Source organism: Desulfovibrio desulfuricans DSM 642 (genome assembly GCF_000420465.1).
In the GTDB taxonomy this organism is placed as follows: Bacteria; Desulfobacterota; Desulfovibrionia; order Desulfovibrionales; family Desulfovibrionaceae; genus Desulfovibrio; species Desulfovibrio desulfuricans.
Map to the genome: position 1 here is coordinate 21,928 of NZ_ATUZ01000004.1, position 13,842 is coordinate 35,769.

General features: G+C 57.7%; 11 protein-coding genes. 5 read left to right on the forward strand and 6 right to left on the reverse strand.

Going from position 1 to position 13,842, the window contains the following annotated elements:
- Window positions 1-313: 313 nt before the first annotated feature.
- From fliS to rdgB, 3 genes are all read right to left on the reverse strand, one after another.
- Window positions 314-961, reverse strand: coding sequence for a flagellar export chaperone FliS (gene fliS, locus G449_RS15465; protein ID WP_022657459.1), 648 nt, complete (start codon window positions 959-961; stop codon window positions 314-316).
- Between the two features lie 54 nt (window positions 962-1,015).
- The gene (gene fliD / locus G449_RS0101085) at window positions 1,016-4,120 is read right to left on the reverse strand and encodes a flagellar filament capping protein FliD (RefSeq protein ID WP_022657460.1); all 3,105 of its coding nucleotides are present in this window, start codon (window positions 4,118-4,120) and stop codon (window positions 1,016-1,018) included.
- Window positions 4,121-4,724: 604 nt separating this feature from the next.
- Window positions 4,725-5,354 (reverse strand): RdgB/HAM1 family non-canonical purine NTP pyrophosphatase, encoded by a 630-nt coding sequence (gene rdgB / locus G449_RS0101095; RefSeq protein WP_022657462.1) that lies wholly within the window; start codon window positions 5,352-5,354, stop codon window positions 4,725-4,727.
- A gap of 198 nt (window positions 5,355-5,552) precedes the next feature.
- Between rdgB and G449_RS0101100 the strand changes: the two genes are divergently transcribed.
- From G449_RS0101100 to G449_RS0101125, 5 genes are all read left to right on the forward strand, one after another.
- Window positions 5,553-6,614: an N-acetylneuraminate synthase family protein gene (locus G449_RS0101100; RefSeq protein ID WP_022657463.1), complete on the forward strand. Its 1,062-nt coding sequence runs from the start codon at window positions 5,553-5,555 to the stop codon at window positions 6,612-6,614.
- Between the two features lie 2 nt (window positions 6,615-6,616).
- Window positions 6,617-8,344 carry an LIC12162 family transferase gene (locus tag G449_RS0101105; protein ID WP_022657464.1) on the forward strand — a complete coding sequence of 576 codons (1,728 nt, stop codon included), beginning with the start codon at window positions 6,617-6,619 and terminating at the stop codon, window positions 8,342-8,344.
- A 3-nt stretch (window positions 8,345-8,347) separates the two neighbouring features.
- Window positions 8,348-9,391, forward strand: a complete 1,044-nt coding sequence (locus tag G449_RS0101110; protein ID WP_022657465.1) for a tetratricopeptide repeat protein — start codon at window positions 8,348-8,350, stop codon at window positions 9,389-9,391.
- Between the two features lie 197 nt (window positions 9,392-9,588).
- On the forward strand, window positions 9,589-10,563 hold the full coding sequence (locus G449_RS0101120; protein WP_022657468.1) for a GlxA family transcriptional regulator: 975 nt from the start codon (window positions 9,589-9,591) through the stop codon (window positions 10,561-10,563).
- Window positions 10,560-11,162: a DJ-1/PfpI family protein gene (locus tag G449_RS0101125; RefSeq protein ID WP_022657469.1), complete on the forward strand. Its 603-nt coding sequence runs from the start codon at window positions 10,560-10,562 to the stop codon at window positions 11,160-11,162. Before G449_RS0101120 ends, G449_RS0101125 begins: the two co-directional genes overlap by 4 nt.
- A gap of 155 nt (window positions 11,163-11,317) precedes the next feature.
- Here G449_RS0101125 and speB read toward each other — a convergent pair whose 3' ends face one another.
- The 3 genes from speB to G449_RS0101140 all read right to left on the reverse strand — a co-directional run bounded on the left by speB (window position 11,318) and on the right by G449_RS0101140 (window position 13,834).
- The gene (speB, locus tag G449_RS0101130) at window positions 11,318-12,208 is read right to left on the reverse strand and encodes an agmatinase (protein WP_022657470.1); all 891 of its coding nucleotides are present in this window, start codon (window positions 12,206-12,208) and stop codon (window positions 11,318-11,320) included.
- Between the two features lie 148 nt (window positions 12,209-12,356).
- Complete coding sequence (locus tag G449_RS0101135) at window positions 12,357-12,956, reverse strand: DUF1989 domain-containing protein (protein WP_027180591.1); 600 nt, start codon at window positions 12,954-12,956, stop codon at window positions 12,357-12,359.
- 80 nt (window positions 12,957-13,036) lie between these two features.
- Entirely contained in the window at window positions 13,037-13,834 is a 798-nt protein-coding gene (locus G449_RS0101140) for an amino acid ABC transporter ATP-binding protein (protein WP_022657472.1), read from the reverse strand.
- Between the last annotated feature and the right edge of the window lie 8 nt (window positions 13,835-13,842).

Here is a 13,842-nt window from a genome sequence, read left to right on the forward strand (position 1 = left end):
GATATGTATTTTTGCAGTTAACAGAAGACTCTTTGGATTTCACCATGGCGCTTGTTTCGCAGTGCAGTAAAATATGGATAAACTTTGAGCGGATGCTCTTTAAAAATTTTGTGAAGACTAGCTTCTCTGGATAAGCCTGTCAAAGAGGATAATAATCGATTTCCCAAAGCAGCATTGCCGTCTTTTGCCATACACATCGGTGGTATTTTTCGGCAGACTGCATGTCAGCGCAAAAAGCGGCGGCACGTACGTGCCGCCGCTTTTTGCGTAATGCTGCTATCCGCCTCCCTGTTCAGGGCAAGGCTGGGTTATGCTAGGGTTTGCCGTAAGCGCCGGGCAGGCGCGGCTGTGGCGCTGCCGCCTGCGGCGCGGCCTGGTCAAAAGACTGCACATGCGCGCGCTGGGCATCGGCCGTCTGGCTGGGTGCCTCAGCCGCAGGGGCTGCAGGGCGCATGGCGCTACGGCCATAGGCCGCCTGAGCATGGGAGCGCGGCACGGCGGTAACTGTTGACGGTATGACGGGCTGCACGGATCTGGTCATTGTCCCCAGGGGTTGCAGGCGGGTGGCGATATCGTTGCTCGCCTGACGGGCCTCGGGGGTTTCAATAATCTGGGCATAGGCGCCACGCAGGCCCGAAAGGATAGATTCCACACTGTTGAGTGAATCCATATCCATTTTCAGGTTGGCGCGCAGCAAACGGGCCGTGCAGAGCAGGTACAGGTTGTTCAGGTTCACAGCCAGACTGCCGCCCTTGTCCATGTTCAAAGAAGCGGAAAGCTCGTTAATGATATCGATGACCTTGGAGATAAGGATGCCCTTTCCCGCATAGTCATTGGCAATCATTTTTGTGCGCGCCTGCTGTATGAATGTGAGTGCGCCGTCATAGAGCATGAGCAAAAGTTGCCCCTGATCCGTGGTGCCGACCTTGGTCTGAAAATATGCTTGCGCCGCTTTGTTCATAGTGTGTCCTTATGGCGGTGTTCTTTGGCTGGCCTTATTGTTGTTTCATGCAGGTTAGGAAGAACTGCTTGACGAACTGGAAAGCTGCTTGAGCTGTGACGTGAGCTGATCTTTCTGGGTATTGTATTTTTTAAGCAGGGTTTCAAGGTTGGCAAAATACTTTTTTTGCCGGGATTCCCACTGGTCAAGCCGGTCTTGTTCCTGGGTAATCTTTTTGTCGATATTTTCCATGATGCTCTGATAGTTGTTTTTCAGAATCATCAAGGCACCGTTTTTTGATTTAAGCGCAATGGCTGCGGACGTCTGCTCTGCGGTACTGGTGCCCGAGACGTTGACGGCCGTATAGGTCAGTTCGCTTTTGAGGAAGGTGCTGACCGTCTGAATCAGTCCTTCCTTGATGCGTACCTGGCCCGAGTGGTTGCCGGGGGTGAGGTTGTCTATCTGGAGCGCAAGGCCTCGCGCATCACCGGAAGCAACGCTGTAGTAATAGCCCGGCTGGCTTGTGTCGCGCGTTGCGGCCACGCCGCCAACCGTGACATTGGTAATATTGCCGCCAGCATCAACCGAGTAGTTCACATCGTAGGAACCACCCTTGGTGATGCCCGCAATGTGGCTGCCATAGCGAAAGTCAGAGCTGGTAGTCGTGCCGGTGCCGCTGGAACAGAAAAAATCCACAACATCCGAAAGGTTGCTGTTGATCATTTTTTCATAATTGCTCTTGTCCATCTTCTGCAGCTCGGCAATGCCGGACGAAGGCGCAATTACCAAAAGCCCATAGTTGGAACTCGACTGGTCGGTTTCAACCTTGATGCCCATGTTGGCGAGGTTGGCAAGCACATCGCCCGACAGCACATCAGAGGCAGACGTCCGGCTGGCAAAACCAGGGGGCGCGCTGTTGACCAACGAAGTGAAGCGCGATTTGAACAGCTGCACGCCATAGTTGCCCTGCAGCAGGCCGCCTTTTTCTGCGGTCAGTTGCGAGGTGCTGTAGTTTTTGCTGGTCGTATTTTTGGGATCGTTGGTGGTGACGTCCTTGTTCGGGTCAAATTTTGTGTAATCATTGATGGTCATCAAGACAGAGTTCACGGAATCAAGAAACGTCTGAATGGATTTTTCCACCGAGGTGACGTCTGTATTGACCGTAATGGCTGCACTGCCTTTGTCCTGAATGGTAAAGACCACGCCCTCGATCACGTTGCTCACGCTGTTGGTGTCGGATTCCATGGTCAGGGGCCAGTTGTCCACCGTAAATTTGGCGTTGGCCGCACCGCGGATATTCCAGTTGGAGGACGATGTCACCTGGCCGGTAATGCCCGGACCGCTCAGGGAATCAATATTGTTGAGCTTGAGAAAATAACTGCCGGTCGTAGGCAGGGTGCCTGTTTGCAGGTCAATGGTTGTGGCCCCGTCCGCGCTTACCAGGGAGCCAGAAAGCCCCTCGGCTTTGACGGCGGCGATCACGTCCGCCATCTTGGAGCCGCCAGGAACGGAAAATGTTTTGGGCGTGGAGCTGCTATTGTCGGTATAGGTATAGGTCAGGGCCGGGGGCGTCTCCAGTGTGGAGCCTGCGGCCATGTTGGTAATGGTGGCCGTGGAGTCTGTCTTGACGGTGATTCCATCCATGCCGCCGCCGGTGCCGCCAGCGCTCAGGTAGAATTTTTCCGTATTCGCAAAAGTTACGGTTTTGCCATCTCCACTTAATGTGCCGCCAAAAGACTGAAGCTGGGTCAGCAGATCCTGATAGGTTGCATCCTGCGCAATGGTCAGGCTTTGCGTGCCGCCATTGTTGTCAACAATGGTATAAGTAAAATTTTTTGTGCCGTCAGCGCTTGTGCCGCCAAGCTTTTGCGTGAGCTTGGCGCTGTCAAAGGTAATAGCCGTGCTGGCGGTAAAGCTCTGCGAACCGGAATCGCCCACCACCTTGGTGCCAAGCTTGGTCTGGTCGGCAACGACGGTTGAGGTCATCTTGCCAGAATCGCTGGCGCTGTCGGCAAAGCTAAGGGTTGCGCCGTTCACGTTGGAGAGGTTCAGCTCCCAGCCACCAGTGGCGTTGTTGTAGGTCATTTCCGCCGTGCTGGCGCCGGAAGCCTGGGCGATCTGCAATGCGGCATCCTTCATGGTGGTGCCGGCAGCAATGGTCAGGGTGCGTGTGCCAGTGGTGACGCCATCGTTGATGTTCAGATCAACAGTCAGGGCGCCCGTTAACTTGGTTGTTGTGGGCGTTGAGCCCATGGAAAATTTTGTGACCGGGGTGCTGAACGATGTCTGCGTACTGGTATCGCGCCGATACATGGCCTTGACGTCAGCAAGTTGCAGATTGCCGGAGCCGTCAATGCTGGCAACGCTGCGCCCAACCTGCGCATTAATGGCGGTTGCAAGATCCTGGTTGGTCTTGTCGCCGTTGATTTTGACCGAAAATGTGTTGCCGTCCTCCATGATGAGGTCGTAGGCAAATTTTGTGGGGTTGGTGAGTGTGCTGTTCACATCCAGCACGCTGTTGGTCGACCATGTGGAGGATGCGCCAGATGCGCTCATGCCCACAAGGCCGGAGCTGTGAATGACCAGATCGTTGGCCGCGCCGGTACTCTTGCCAGCAACCTGAAAAACATAGCCGGAACTGGCCTGAACAATGCTGACCTTGATGCCGGGGTTGTCGGAAGAATTGTTGACCATACTCACAAAGGAATCGAGCGTGGTATTGGCCGGAACGGCCATGCTGTATTCCTTGCCAGCATAGCGGTATGAAAATGTCTGCGATGTGCCGGATGTATTGATGATGTCCGTCTTGCTGGTAAAGACGTGCCCGGTGTTGGCCCATATGGCGTTGCTCGCCACCTGGCTGACATTGATGGTATGCTGAACGTCGTCCGCAGAGGCGCTGGCAACAGCAGAAATAATATTGCTGTCGCTGCTGGTTACGTTCTTGGTAACAAAGCTGTTTTTGTTGGCAAGGGTTGCAAGCACATTGCTGGCGGTGCTGACCTGCTCAATAACTTTGTCAAAAGCATCATAGCGCAGTTTCCAGTCGCTTTTCCACGCAGTAAGACGATTGAGTTGCGTGGACTCAATTTTTTTAAGGTCCGAGAGAACCTTGTCAAAGTCAGTATCCGAACCGCTCAGGTTGGATATGGCGCTGGAACCGGATATGGTGGTGGCCATAGGTGCCTCACAAGAAAGATGTGCCGTTCCCGGTGCGGGCATGCGCAAACTAGGGGAACCGCCAGCCGTCATACATGCAAATGGCGGCAATACATGCCGGAGACATGACGGACACTCAAAATTTGCAAAATACGTGCAAATTGGTGGATACGTCAGGCGGGGGGGGACAATGCCGGAAATGCTGAAAAAAATCAGCAGATAGCGCGAATGCCCGTCTTGGTCGTATTTTTCCGCTTGCGCATCCGAAGCGCTTTATTCGCTTCGTGCTGCCGGAAAGGCAGTTTTTGCCCCCACGCAAAATTGCCGAGGGTCTTGCACCTCAGTTATTTTAACGGAGCAAAGGCGAAAAAGTTTAGAGACTGGCGGCGCGTGGGAAATAAGCAGATCCGGTTGGCTGTTGCCCTGGCTGGCATAAAAATGACGGTCTGGTTCCCCGGTACTCTTGGGGGGGGCTGCGTCTGGGCAGGAGGGTGCAGCTCGCTGGCCTTGCAGCCGGGGCAAAAGAGAAGCGGCGGGTTGCCCCGCCTGCTCCTGATTTTTTAGCTTTGTAGCCATGTGATATTAGCGGGCGGTTTGTTCCGTTCGCATCATTGGTGCGTGCGCCTTAGTGCATAAATTCGGCCCAGCGGGCCAGCAGGGCGCGCAGGGCATTGCCCCGGTGGCTGCGGGCGTTTTTTTCGTCCCGCGTCAGTTCTGCGGCGGATTTGCGCGCCGAGGGATCAAAAAAAATAGGGTCGTAGCCAAAGCCGTTGTCCCCGTGCGGGCTTTCCAGCAGGGTGCCTTCCCATGTGCCGCGCACAACCATTTCATCGCCATGGGGCTTGGCGGCGGCCATGCAGCTGACAAAGCGGCAGGCGCGTTTTTCAGCGGGCACTGCGGCCATGGCGTGCAGCAGCTTGCGTATGTTGCGGGCATCGCGGCTTTCGCCGGGCAGGCTCTCCCAGTCATCGGAATAGCGGGCGGAGTATACGCCCGGTGCGCCGTCCAGGGCGTCCACTTCCAGGCCGGAATCATCGGCAACGCTCACAAGGCCGGTCAGGGCCGCCACGGCCCGGGCCTTGATGAGAGCGTTTTCTTCAAATGTGGTGCCGGTTTCCTCGATCTCGCCAATTTCAGGAAAGGACGAAAGCCCCAGAACTTCCACGCCGAACTCGGTCAGCGGGTCGGCCAGTTCGCGAACCTTGCCCGCATTTTGCGTGGCCAGAACGATACGAAGTGTTTTGCTGTGCGCCATGTCTGCATCCTTTATGGGTTTGGGCAAAGAACATATCCGCAGGCGGGCCGCAGGTAAAGAGCGTTGGGCAACACGCCTGGATAGTTTAAATATACTGTTATTATAAAATGTTATGCAAATGTACCGCAGCGTGTGCTTTTCTTTTGCATCTTGCGGGAGTATAGTTTTCACCCATCATTCATCAGAGAGGAAATGAGCATGAAACTCATGGAAATATTCGACGTCCCCACTCAGGAAACCCATATCCCCGTTCCCTATGTTATTGCAGAGGCTGGCGTGAACCACGAGGGCAGCATGGACATTGCCCGCCGTCTGGTTGACGAGGCCGCCGAGGGCGGGGCCAACGCCATCAAGTTCCAGACCTACAAGGCCGGAACCCTGGCCTCCAAGGATTCGCCCGCCTATTGGGATACCTCCAAGGAACCCACCTCCAGCCAGTACGAACTCTTCAAGAAGCACGATTCTTTCTGGAAGAACGAATTTGAAGCCCTCAAAAAATATTGCGATGCTGCGGGCATTGTCTTCATGTCCACGCCTTTTGATGTGGAGTCGGCGCACTTTCTCAACGACCTCATGGACGTGTTCAAGATTTCCTCGTCCGACATAACCAACAAGCCCTTTATCCGCATTCTTTGCGATTTTAAAAAGCCCATTATTCTTTCCACCGGCGCGGCGCACCTGCACGAAATTGCCGAAGCTGTGGAATGGATTGAAGAAAAGGGCAACAAGCTGGCCCTGCTGCACTGCGTGCTCAACTATCCCACTGCTGATGAAAACGCGGCCCTTGGCATGATCCTCGCGCTCAAGCGGCATTTCCCGCAGCATGTCATCGGCTACTCCGACCACACCCTGCCCAACGACATGCATATTCTTGAAACCGCCACCCTGCTGGGCGCGCGCATCCTCGAAAAACACTTTTCGCACGACAAAACCTTGCCCGGCAACGACCATTACCATGCCATGGACAAGGAAGACCTCAAGCATTTTTACAAGCGCCTCAACGCCACGCTGACCAGCGTTGGCGGTATGGAGCTGCGCGCCCTGCCGGAAGAAGAACCCGCGCGTCAGCATGCCCGCCGCTCCCTGGTGACGGCGCGGGCCGTGCCTGCCGGTCAGCTGCTGACCGCTGCCGATCTTACCTGGAAGCGCCCCGCGCATGGCATCTCCCCCCGTAATTACGACGAGGTGCTCGGTATGCGCGCCCGCCGAGATCTGCCAGAAGATACCGTGCTTTCCTGGGCCGATCTTGACAGGGCCTGATTATGAGCAACGGGCGCATAACCCTTGTTCTTGGGCGCATGCCCCACAAGGCCGACCCGGCGGTTTTTCGCGCGGCCGGGCCTTGGTGTTTTGCCGAGCAGGAAGAATTTTTTCCCGACTGGGATAAAAAATTCACCTTTGCTCCTGAGCCGCTGGTCGAGATTCCCTTGCAGGAGCGGGCCTGTCAGGAGGTAAAGGCCCTCTGTGCCGACATGCTGCCTCATGTTGCCGGGCGTATCTGCCCGCATGCCCGCAATTTGCCCCCTGCCTATTGGGAAACCCTGCTCACGCCGTGGGCAATGAATGTTTCCAAGCAGGTTGTGGAGCGCTGGTGGCGGGTCAAGGCCATGGTGCAGGCCTGGGGGCAGGAGCCGCTGCATGTGCCGCTGCTGCCGAGGGACTGCTCGTTCAGTTTTGCCACCGGGCCGGACTTTGTGATGCACGGGGCGCTGGGGCATACCTACAACCACTGGCTGTTCTCTCGCCTGCTGGAAGAGGTTTTTCCCGCTGCCTGGAGCATGGAATATCTGCCTGTGGTGCAAAAAAAGTATGGCGAGCAGGAAAAGCTCTCCGGCAAGGAGCAGGTGCGTGAGGTGCTGCGCAAGCTGATGCTGCACCTGCCTTGCCCCCGGCTCAAGGGCATGAGCATTGCCCAGACCTTGCGTTTTTCGCTGGCCTTGCTGCACCGCAGCCATGGGCCGGACAGGTCGCGACCGCAGGCGGAATACAGCAGCGCCGCCACCGGTATTGCGGCGGATCTGCCAGAAAATTTCGCCAGCACGCTGGTGACGCTGTTCATGGCTTCCTTGCCGCAACTGCTGGCAAGCCACAGGCATCCGGCCCGTCTTACGCCTGATCCGCTGGGGCCGCGCCTGCGCGTTGCCAGTGTGCTGGCCTATGAAGATGCGGATTACCGCCAGTCGCTGGCCAAGTGGCGGGGGCGCGGCAACCGCCTCATGTATGTGCAGCACGGCAGCGACTACGGGCAGGTGCGCTGCGTGTCGGATGTGGAGATGGTGGAATACAGCCAGCATGCCTTTGGCACCTGGGGCTGGAAGCAGCATCAGGGCAGTGCGGGCAACTTTATTCCTCTGCCGTATCCGCAGCTTGATGGCCTTGAAGGGCGCTGGCAGGGGCAGAAGGGCGAGAACCTGCTGTATGTCGGCACCGAAATGCCCGCCTTTCCCTATCGGCTTGACGCGCATCCCTCGCCCTTGCAGATAGTGGAATACCGCAAGGATAAGGCTCGATTTTTTGAAGCTCTGGGGCGCGATGTGCAGGCCTGTTCGCTGTACCGTCCCTATTTCCCGGTTCCCGGCTCCCTGCGCGATGCGGATTGGGTGCTGGAGCGTTTTCCCTCGGTGCGGATGGCCACGGGCATGTTGTCAAACCACCTCTATGCCTGCCGTTTGCTGGTGCTGGACCACAACGGTACAACACTGCTGGAATCGCTGGTTGCCAATATCCCCATGGTGCTGTTCTGGCGGCGCGAGGCCTGGGCGCTGACAAGCGATGCCACGGCCCTGCTGGACATGCTGGCCGAAGCCGGTATATGGCACGAAACACCCCAGGAGGCCGCCGCCAAGGCCGCCGAGGTCTGGAGTGATCCGCTGGCATGGTGGATGAGCGATAAGGTGCAGCAGGCGCGCAAGGCGTACTGCGCGCAGCAGGCCCTGACCGTTCCGGGCGGTCCTAACCCTTACTGGCTGAAAATGCTGAAGAGTCTGTAACACATGCAAGTTCGTGTTTTTTCGTTGTCGCTGTTGGTGGCCGCGGTATTCTGTTCTGTTCTGCTCATGGGCGGCACTGTTCTGGCTGATGACGCCTCGACCCTGCGCGAGGCGCAGGCCGCGCTGGACAAGGCCGATTACGATCAGGCCGTGCGCGTGCTCAAGCCGCTGGTGGACAGCGGCAATGCCGAAGCCCTTTATGTCATGGGCCGCCTGATCCTTGAAGGCAAGGGCGTGAAGAAAAACAATACGCGCGCTGCGGAATTTTTCCGTCTGGCGGCGGAAAAGGGCGACGTCAGCGCCATGAATTCTTGGGCAACGTCGCTGGTTACCGGGGATGGCGTTCCCCGCAATTACCATGAGGCCGCCCGCTGGTTCCGCAAGGCCGCCGATCAGGGTCTTGCCATGGCCCAGTACAATCTTGGCTACCTCTATGCCTATGGCAAGGGCGTGCCCAAGGATGAAGCTGCCGCCATTGACTGGTACACCCGTGCCGCCAATCAGGGGCTGGCTTCGGCCCAGTATTCTCTGGGCTGGACCTACATGAACGGCAAGGGCGAAAATCAGAGCGACACCAAGGCGGCCCACTGGTTTGAAAAGGCCGCGGAGCAGGATCACGCCAAAGCCCAGAACAACCTGGCCTACATGTACGCCGAAGGGCGCGGTTATGCCCAGGATCCCGCCAAGGCTGTGCAGTGGTATACACGCGCGGCGGAGCAGGGCTATGCTGAAGCGCAGTACAACCTCGGCTATATGTATGAGCAGGGGCGCGGCGTGGCGCAGGATTATACCCAGGCTGTGGACTGGTACCGCAAGGCCGCGGAGCAGAACGAAGCTGCCGCTCAGTACAGCCTTGGCCTCATGTATGAACAGGGGACGGGCGTTCCCCGCAACCTGACCGAAGCCAGCCGCTGGTATCAGCTTGCCGCCAAGAACGGAGACCCTGATGCCAAGGCCGCCCTGCGCAGCATGTCCACCAAGGCTCCTGCCAAGGCTGCGGCTCCCGGCAGCTCCACCAAACAGACCCGCGATAAAAAGAAACAGTAAACAACCAGGCGGGCCAGAAGGCCCGACATTCAAAAATATAAAGGCCGTCCGGCATACGTGAGTATGCCGGACGGCCTTTGCCTGTTTCTGCCAATCTGCACCGCCTGTTCCGGCGGCGGCCCTGTTGCCGCCATTGTGGCAGAAAAAGGCTATTTTTTGTCATTGCTGCCAGCGCGGTCGTTTTCTATTCTGCACACATGAAACAGCGCGTTGTTTTTTTTCTTTATCCCGGCATTGTCTCGCTGGATGTCTCCGGCCCGCTGGAGGTTTTTGCGGCGGCTACGGATATTCTGGCGCACAGCAACAAAAATGATCAGGGCTATGTGCCCGTGTTCGCCGCCTGCACCCCTGGCCCTGTGCGTACGTCATCCGGCCTTGTGCTGACGGCGGAGACAACACTCGAAAATCTTTCGCCGGATATTCTTGTTGTTCCCGGCGCAGTGGATGCGGAAGCCACATCGGAGAATCCGCAGATCATACAGCAGGTATGCGCGGCGGCGGCCCGGTCTGCACGCATAGCAAGCGTGTGCAGCGGGGCGTTCATTCTGGCGGCCAGTGGTCTGCTACAGGGCAAAAGGGCGGCAACCCACTGGCTGGTGGCTGACCGCCTGGCCGAGCTGTACCCGCAGATTACCGTGGAGCCTGACGCCATTTTTGTACGCGACGGCAACACGTCCACAAGCGGCGGCGTTACGGCGGGCATAGATCTGGCGCTGGATATGGTTGAGGAAGACTACGGCGACAAGCTGGCAATGGAAGTCGCCCGCGTATTGCTTTTGTACCGCCGCCGCCCAGGCAACCAGAGCCAGTACAGCTCTGCGCTGGCCGTGCAGGTCAATGCGGGCAGATTTGCCCCTCTGGTGCGTTGGCTGGAGGCGAATCTTGGCAAAAATCTGACTGTTGAGCGCCTGGCCGAGGTAGCGAACATGAGCCCCAGGTCGTTCGCGCGGGTATTCCCCGCAGAAACCGGCAGCAGCCCCGCCCGCTTTGTGGAAGGCTTGCGCATCATCCGGGCGCGGGAGCTCATTGAATCCGGGGCTGATTCCTTTGCCTTGGTGGCGCAGTCGGTGGGTTTTGGCAGCGAAGACCGTTTGCGCAAGGCCTTCATTCGCCGCCTTGGCCTGAGTCCCCACCAGTACAGCCGACATTTTTTTAAAGGAGAACAAAGATGAAAAAAGGCCTCACATATGGAATATATATTTATGAACAGGTGGCGGAGCTGGATTTTGTAGCGCCCATGCAGGTTTTTGCGGCATCCAACCAGTTTGCCGGTGGCGGCAGGTTGGTGACGCTGAGCTGCACGGGCCAGACGCTCTGCGGACTGGGCGGTTTGCGCATTACGCCGGACTATAGCTTGCAAAACGCTCCGCCGCTGGATGTGCTGCTGTTGCCCGGCACTGCGGAAGTTTCCGAATACGCCTGGAGCGACCCCGGCATTCTGGATTGGGTGCGCCAGCAATACGAAAAGGTGGAATACCTCGCCGCAGTGTGCACAGGTGGGCTGATCCTGCAAAAGGCCGGCCTGCTCAAGGGCCGCCGGGCCACAACGCACTGGCAGCTCATGGACGCCCTTGAAAGTGACCCGGAAATAACGGCTCTGCCGGATGCGCGTTATGTGCGCGATGGCAAGATCGTCACCTCGCAGGGCGTGTCTGCGGGTATGGACATGGCCCTGTGGCTTGTGGGCCAGATTCATGACCCGGATCACGCCCGCCTAGTGCGCAAAATTTTGCAGTACGATCCGGCCCCGCCGTACACTGCCGAAGTTTAAGCGGCTTCAGCCCATGCCAGACGGGATTGTCTGGCTGAAAATATAACGGCGCAGCTCTGTGAGGGTAACAGGGCTGCGCCGTGCGTGTGATGGCAAGTTGCTTAAATTCAGTTGAGTTCTTTAGAGCAGTTAACCCATTTCATGCGTAACCTGCCCTAACGCAGGCCGTTCTTTTTTTGAAATGCGAGGATGGACAAAAATTCAAAGCCGATGTTGGCGGCCAGATAGGCTGTCAGCTCTGCCTGATCTATGCCGGGCATGACTTCCACAATGTCAAAGCCCACATAGTGCAGATTTTTGAGGGCGCGTACCATGCTCAGCACCTCCCATGAGGTAAAGCCGCCGACCTCTGGCGTGCCGGTGCCGGGGGCGTAGGCAGGATCCACAAAGTCGATATCAAAGGTGAGGAAGACTTTTGTGTCGCCCACGCGCTGCTGGATGGCTTCTATAACCGCGGGCAAGCCCATCTCGCGCATGATGTGCGCGGGCAGCACCTTGAAGCCAAGGTCGGCGGCGATCTTGAAGTCGTCCGGGTCATAGAGCGAACCGCGCATGCCCAGCTGGATAGAGGTGGACGGGTCGATGAGGCCTTCTTCCAGCGCACGCCGAAAGGGTGTGCCGTGGTTGTACGGCTGCCCGAATACGGATTCGTTCAGATCCAGGTGCGAATCAAAATGCAGCAGGCTTACCTTGCCGTGCTGTGCGGCAACGGCGCGCAGCTCGGCAAGGGTGATGGCGTGGTCGCCGCCAAGGCCCAGCGGCACTGCCCCGGCTTCAAGCAGGGGCTGCATGAACTGGGTAATGGCGGCGTACGAAGGTTCGATGTAACCGGGCACAATATTGACGTCGCCAAAGTCGCCGCCCGTCAGCTCGTTGAGAATATTGACCTCGAAGATCACGTTGTTGGGTTTGATCATGCTTGAAATATGCCGGATAGCCGAAGGCCCGAAGCGCGAACCCGTGCGGTAGGAACTGCCCGTATCAAAGGGAATGCCGAAAACGGCAAAATCCATGCCCGTGGGGTCGTCCATACGTGGCATGCGCATGAAGCTGCCGGTGTTGCAGAAACGTGGGGACGAAGACGCGCTGGGTGGTTGCATGGAAGCCATATAAACCTCGATGTTTGGGCCGGAAGAGTTCGGTCTGTTATGGTGCGCCGCCGCAATGGGGGCCACTTGTCTTTTTGCCGCGCAATCAGGCCGCGTAGACCTTGTATTTGATGTCAGAAGGCACGCAGTTTTTACCGTTGATGGGCAGAATATCCTGCGGGCAGGCCGACATGACCACCACGCAGTCAAAATGGGCTTCAAGCACCACGTAGTCGCCCGCCTTGCTCAGGGGCGGCAGCCAGTGGGCCTTGTTGTCCACAATGGGGGTGTTCATCCACAGGTTCAGCGGGCAGGGGCAAAAATCCACCTGTATGCCCAGTTTGCGCAGGGCCGCATACATGTTGTCCGTGCAGTTGGCGTGGTAGCCCTGCACGCCAAGGGCCATGTAGCGGTAGATGTCGCAGGCGGCCATAAAGGTGTCGTGCGCGCCGTTGCTGGTGTCTTCCAGCATGGTGAGCACCGGGCGGCGGCAGTTGGTCACCAGCCTGTCGCCCGGGCCGGGAATGCCCTTGTTGAGGTCGGGCCGCATGTGCTGCATGGACATATATTCCTGTGGGTTGCGCAGGTTGAAGGCCCAGGTGTCCACCACCTGCTCCCCCGTGATGTTGACGATCTTGATGCGTTCCCCGGCGCGCACAATGGCGGCATCGCCGCAGCGGCCGGGAATGGTGGTGTATTCGCTCATGGGCATGTTCTCCTGCCAAATGCTTGTGCCAGATATGGTGACAGCCGCTGGTAACGGATATTGGGGCAGTGCTGCGGGTGCTAGGCAACCTGTCCGTTGCGGTGCGTCCAGCTTTTCAGAAAGGCCGCGAGGCGGGGGCTTTCCGGCGTATGAAAAAGTTTGTCCGGCGGCCCTTGCTCCACAACGTGACCGCCTTCCATGAAGACCACCCGATCCGCCACCTCAGCGGCAAAGCCCATTTCGTGGGTCACTATGAGCATGGTCATGCCGTCGTTGGCCAGGCTGCGCATGACTTGCAGCACATCGCCCACAAGCTCGGGGTCGAGGGCTGATGTGGGTTCGTCAAAGAGCATGATGCGCGGCTCCGTTGCCAGAGCGCGCGCAATGGCAACGCGCTGTTGTTGCCCGCCGGAAAGCTGGGCGGGGTAGCTGTTGCGCTTTTCGGCAAGGCCCACGCGTTCAAGGCATTCCAGCCCTTTTTTCTCGGCGGTGGCGCGGCTTTTGCCAGCAACGGAAATGAGCGCCTCGGTGACGTTTTCCATGACCGTCATGTGCGGCCACAGGTTGAAATGCTGAAACACCATGCCGAGGTCGCGCCTGCTTTCGCGAATGCGTGTTTCGCTGGCGCGGCGGCGGGTGCCGTTGTACTGCACCTCGTAGCCCATCAGTGCGCCTTCAACCAGAATTTCGCCCTCGTCGTACACTTCAAGAAAGTTGACGCAGCGCAGCAGGGTGCTTTTGCCGGAACCGGAAGGGCCGATAAGGCAGACCACTTCCTTGGGCATGACTTCCATATCAATGCCCTGAAGCACCTCGTGCTGCCCATAGCGCTTGCGCACATCGCATATTCTGATGGCAGGGGTGATTGTTTCTTTCATGGCCTGTT

What these genes read in the sequence shown, in the direction of transcription:
- fliS (WP_022657459.1), bottom strand. Translation starts at nt 961, where the DNA reads ATGAACAAAGCGGCGCAAGCATATTTTCAGACCAAGGTCGGCACCACG.
- fliD (WP_022657460.1), bottom strand. Translation starts at nt 4,120, where the DNA reads ATGGCCACCACCATATCCGGTTCCAGCGCCATATCCAACCTGAGCGGT.
- rdgB (WP_022657462.1), bottom strand. Translation starts at nt 5,354, where the DNA reads ATGGCGCACAGCAAAACACTTCGTATCGTTCTGGCCACGCAAAATGCG.
- G449_RS0101100 (WP_022657463.1), top strand. Translation starts at nt 5,553, where the DNA reads ATGAAACTCATGGAAATATTCGACGTCCCCACTCAGGAAACCCATATC.
- G449_RS0101105 (WP_022657464.1), top strand. Translation starts at nt 6,617, where the DNA reads ATGAGCAACGGGCGCATAACCCTTGTTCTTGGGCGCATGCCCCACAAG.
- G449_RS0101110 (WP_022657465.1), top strand. Translation starts at nt 8,348, where the DNA reads ATGCAAGTTCGTGTTTTTTCGTTGTCGCTGTTGGTGGCCGCGGTATTC.
- G449_RS0101120 (WP_022657468.1), top strand. Translation starts at nt 9,589, where the DNA reads ATGAAACAGCGCGTTGTTTTTTTTCTTTATCCCGGCATTGTCTCGCTG.
- G449_RS0101125 (WP_022657469.1), top strand. Translation starts at nt 10,560, where the DNA reads ATGAAAAAAGGCCTCACATATGGAATATATATTTATGAACAGGTGGCG.
- speB (WP_022657470.1), bottom strand. Translation starts at nt 12,208, where the DNA reads ATGCGCATGCCACGTATGGACGACCCCACGGGCATGGATTTTGCCGTT.
- G449_RS0101135 (WP_027180591.1), bottom strand. Translation starts at nt 12,956, where the DNA reads ATGAGCGAATACACCACCATTCCCGGCCGCTGCGGCGATGCCGCCATT.
- G449_RS0101140 (WP_022657472.1), bottom strand. Translation starts at nt 13,834, where the DNA reads ATGAAAGAAACAATCACCCCTGCCATCAGAATATGCGATGTGCGCAAG.